Below are 3,504 nucleotides of genomic sequence, written 5' to 3'. Positions count from 1 at the left end.
AGCATCTTAGTACCTCAAAAAAACTTCGTGCTCCAAAAAAAACAAAAGAACCAAAAGAACCAAAAAAACCAAAAAAACCAAAAGAATTAAAAAACTAAAAAAACACGGAAACGTTGTAACACCCCCCCCAAAAAAAAAATCCCCCTGAGACCAAAATCTCAAGAGGATATAAAAACAACCATAAAAATCACTACACTACTTCCAAAATGTGCAACACATTGTGTGAATTGTTTTTTAAAGGATACTGCACCCCATTAATTTCCTGAAAAAACTCAATCAAGAGGAAGAACAATTGAGTTTCAGTAACAGTGGGCAGGGCAGCAGGTGTCAAAGTAATAGTTTGCAGAGTAGTATCTATCGCAAAATTTACTTTGTTGCTGTACTGCGTGTCATAAAGGCGAGTCGCAAAATCAATTCCCAACACCGCACCACTCAAACTGGCATGCGTCGTGCCTTCAGGTACCCTCAAGTGAAATTCACTTTGAAAATCAGTCACCGTAAAAATTCCGGTCACCGGATCCAACGAATAGGGTGAGCGAAAAACACTTAGAAAGGCGGCATTCTGATTGAAATCAAAACCTTTGAGTAAGGCCTTCCCATCAACAGTACCAATACCAATTGGAACCTGACGTTCACCACGGCTGGAAACCGTATCCAGATTCTTAATCTGGCTCATCACACGGTTGAGTCTGCTACTCACACGATAGTCTTTGGCCAATCGTAAGAGTGGACTCACCGTTTGTCGCAACAACTGACCCATTTGAGAGTTGTGCTTGAACTCCGACCCGTTCTCACGCGTTCGCTGAAAAGCAGGGTCGTTCTTAATGCGTTGTTTTGAAACGCCTCCTTTGGCTCTGATTAAGAGCCCGTCTTTTGACTTATAAAAGGTCATGCCTTTCATAGTCCCTTGGATCTCGAAGATCCCTTCAAATTTTGCCATAATAAAAGCATTTAAAAATTAATAATGACCCAAAACTAGGGAGTCAATAGAGGCCTTGCAAACGTTTGGTTCAAATAAGGTATTGATTTGCAAATAGTTACATATTTATGCGTAAATAAACTGTTTCGTTCAGTGACAGACTAAAAAGTGCAACAAAGTGCAGTAAAATAAAGGTGTTTTTTAAGAGAGATAAAGAAGGGATACGTAAGGGATACTTAAGGGATAGTGTAGGGTAAGGGTAGCCGCGTAGTATAAAATTGAAAACACTACTTGATGCTTAAGAAAATTTGTAAATTAAAAAACTTGTAGTATTTTTAGATCTCCTTTAAACCGCAATAGAATGGAAAATCAAAAATATATTATAGATCAAAACTATCTGAATCAAGTAAAAAAGCAATTTAATTTAGATGATTTTTCAAGCATTCAAAACAATAGAGATGCCTTTGTCAGTTACACAAGAGATAAATTGCGTTATTGGTTAATTATCGAATACTACAATTATTTTGAAGGTGAACATTTTTCGCATGTGCATAGCAGTATAAATAGTTTTTTAGAGGACGGGGATAAAATTTTTAGTAGGAAAGACTACGTCCCGGTTACCATTGGCAATTTTGAAAATGACCTTTCAAATGAACTACAATACGTACCAATTACCCAAGATTCTCCGGCTGATATAAAAGTAAAAATTGAAGCGTATAAAAAGTTTTTGATAGAAGTTGAAAGTAATTTCACTTGTGTGGATGTTTTAAATTTTGATTGCCAAATTGAACTGTTCGACAGCAAAGTAATCGATACTTTATTGAGTAAGTTAATAAAAAAGTTATTTGACTTTGAACAAATATTCTTCGATTTAGGAGATGCATTTATCACAGCAGATAGGTCTTTTAAAATGACAATGATGAGTTTTGATAAAAACAATTACCTAAAAAAATACAAAAAAAACGAAAGTACCTTTTTCATCCTGGGAAAATACATAGACCCTGTTGAGTTACGAGAATTTCCAAAAGAGCGATTGCAGTTTCATAAAATAGTTAAAACAATTTTAAACAAGCAATTGGAAATTCGTAAAACAGCATTAAATTGGGATAAAACCCCGGAGGAATACAAATGTATTGAAGAGTTTGCTCAAGAATTAACAGTAACTCAAAAAGTCGAATCACAACCAATAATAGCTCCGGAAGCAACCCAAACTATAATTCAAAACGAGGAGGATTATCCTAGACACATTTTTATAAACAAAAAAGCATTCATACTATTTGAAGAACTGAACGAAGGCATAGACAGTAGTATTCAAATTAGTTTTTTGTACAGAATGATGGCTGAAAAAGATAAACTTATCGTAGTAAAGGATACTCCTTTTAGAGATTGGTACAATACGAATACCTATAAAATCAAACTCATGAACACGACTAAAACATTAGAACAAGCAAAAAACAAAGATAGAGAGCTGTGGTACAATAAGGTTAAAGCGTTGATTTATAACAAGTAACAAAATCAGAGTGTAAACTCTCTAAAGCTGGAGAGTAAAGTCTTCAAAGAATAGTCGGAAAAAAAACACAGTCAATATAAATTTGTCCCATAACATTTAATACAAAAATGCGATGGAATGCAATATAGCCCGACAAGTAATTACAGCACGTGACATCCAATTGTTTTTTGGAAAAGGCCAACGAATGAGTTATAAAATGATAGCCGACATGCGAAAACATTATAACAAAAAACGACACCAACCCGTAACCATCGATGAGTTCTGCAATTACTACAATGTCAAAAGAGTAGACCTATATAACGCCATCATCCTCGGTACTAAACCCAAAGAAAACAAAAAATAACCGCGAACAAAACTCAGCATCTCAGTACCTCAGCATCTCAGCAACTCAGCACCTCAGCACCTTACTATTACTTTGCTCTCTTAAGAACAATTGAATTAGGTTCCTCAAAGCCTGTGGGTCTGGTTAGCTCAAAACCCATGGCAAAATGCATCGTATTATCGTCAATAAATTTGGCAATACAGGGTATTTTAATTTGTTCGCCATTTTGTAATTTGGTAATAATGAAATCTACTTGTATGGGGTTGGTTGTAGTATTGATCGAGTAGGTCATTTTTCCTTTTTTCCCATCATAAATAAATTCCTTTCCGCCAAAAACCTGGCCCTCAATTTCAAAGTAAGCATAGCCCTCGGTATCAAATGTGACAAAACCCAAGCCTATTTGATCATTGCCAATCCACTTTCCAATGAACTTTGCAGTATCATTTTCAGGGGTTAGCGACAAAAGCGGAATAGCCAAAAACAGCAATAGAAATTTTTTCATCGGAGTCGTTTAAATTTTTACTAAAATACTAAAATACTAAAATTTAAAAACCAAACCATATTTTTTTATCCCGCCTTTAAAAAGTACCCAAAAACAAAATAACCAAACCCCCAACCACCTTAACCACCTTAAACAACTTTAAACCAAAACCCCTAGCACAAAACCTCAAATGAAACCTATATAACCGCGAATCCCCTCCGCCCTTATAGAATTTCTTTAGAAAACAACGAAGGAGAGAGAGGCAGCAACCC

At 35.5% G+C, this 3,504-nt stretch carries 4 protein-coding genes; 2 read left to right on the top strand and 2 right to left on the bottom strand.

Features of this window, described 5'->3' with window-relative positions; translation table 11 throughout:
• Nucleotides 1-190: 190 nt before the first annotated feature.
• Complete coding sequence (locus ACIQ2Z_RS12705; RefSeq protein WP_396184541.1) at nucleotides 191-940, bottom strand: hypothetical protein; 750 nt, start codon at nucleotides 938-940, stop codon at nucleotides 191-193.
• A 340-nt stretch (nucleotides 941-1,280) separates the two neighbouring features.
• On the opposite strand from ACIQ2Z_RS12705, the gene ACIQ2Z_RS12700 reads away from it, so the two are divergent.
• The gene (locus ACIQ2Z_RS12700) at nucleotides 1,281-2,429 is read left to right on the top strand and encodes a hypothetical protein (RefSeq protein ID WP_396184540.1); all 1,149 of its coding nucleotides are present in this window, start codon (nucleotides 1,281-1,283) and stop codon (nucleotides 2,427-2,429) included.
• 112 nt (nucleotides 2,430-2,541) lie between these two features.
• On the top strand, nucleotides 2,542-2,772 hold the full coding sequence (locus tag ACIQ2Z_RS12695; RefSeq protein WP_396184539.1) for a hypothetical protein: 231 nt from the start codon (nucleotides 2,542-2,544) through the stop codon (nucleotides 2,770-2,772).
• A 67-nt stretch (nucleotides 2,773-2,839) separates the two neighbouring features.
• Here the strand turns inward: ACIQ2Z_RS12695 and ACIQ2Z_RS12690 are convergent, their stop codons facing one another.
• On the bottom strand, nucleotides 2,840-3,253 hold the full coding sequence (locus ACIQ2Z_RS12690) for a hypothetical protein (protein WP_396184538.1): 414 nt from the start codon (nucleotides 3,251-3,253) through the stop codon (nucleotides 2,840-2,842).
• Nucleotides 3,254-3,504: the final 251 nt, after the last annotated feature.

Origin of the sequence: Flavobacterium sp., from assembly GCF_044361015.1 — a bacterium.
Lineage (GTDB): Bacteria > Bacteroidota > Bacteroidia > Flavobacteriales > Flavobacteriaceae > Flavobacterium.
The sequence above is the reverse complement of the archived record's forward strand: the minus strand, read 5'-3'. Positions and strand labels throughout refer to the sequence as shown.

Coding starts and splice junctions, on each gene's coding strand:
- ACIQ2Z_RS12690 (WP_396184538.1), bottom strand. CDS start 3,253: ATGAAAAAATTTCTATTGCTGTTTTTGGCTATTCCGCTTTTGTCGCTA.
- ACIQ2Z_RS12705 (WP_396184541.1), bottom strand. CDS start 940: ATGGCAAAATTTGAAGGGATCTTCGAGATCCAAGGGACTATGAAAGGC.
- ACIQ2Z_RS12695 (WP_396184539.1), top strand. CDS start 2,542: ATGGAATGCAATATAGCCCGACAAGTAATTACAGCACGTGACATCCAA.
- ACIQ2Z_RS12700 (WP_396184540.1), top strand. CDS start 1,281: ATGGAAAATCAAAAATATATTATAGATCAAAACTATCTGAATCAAGTA.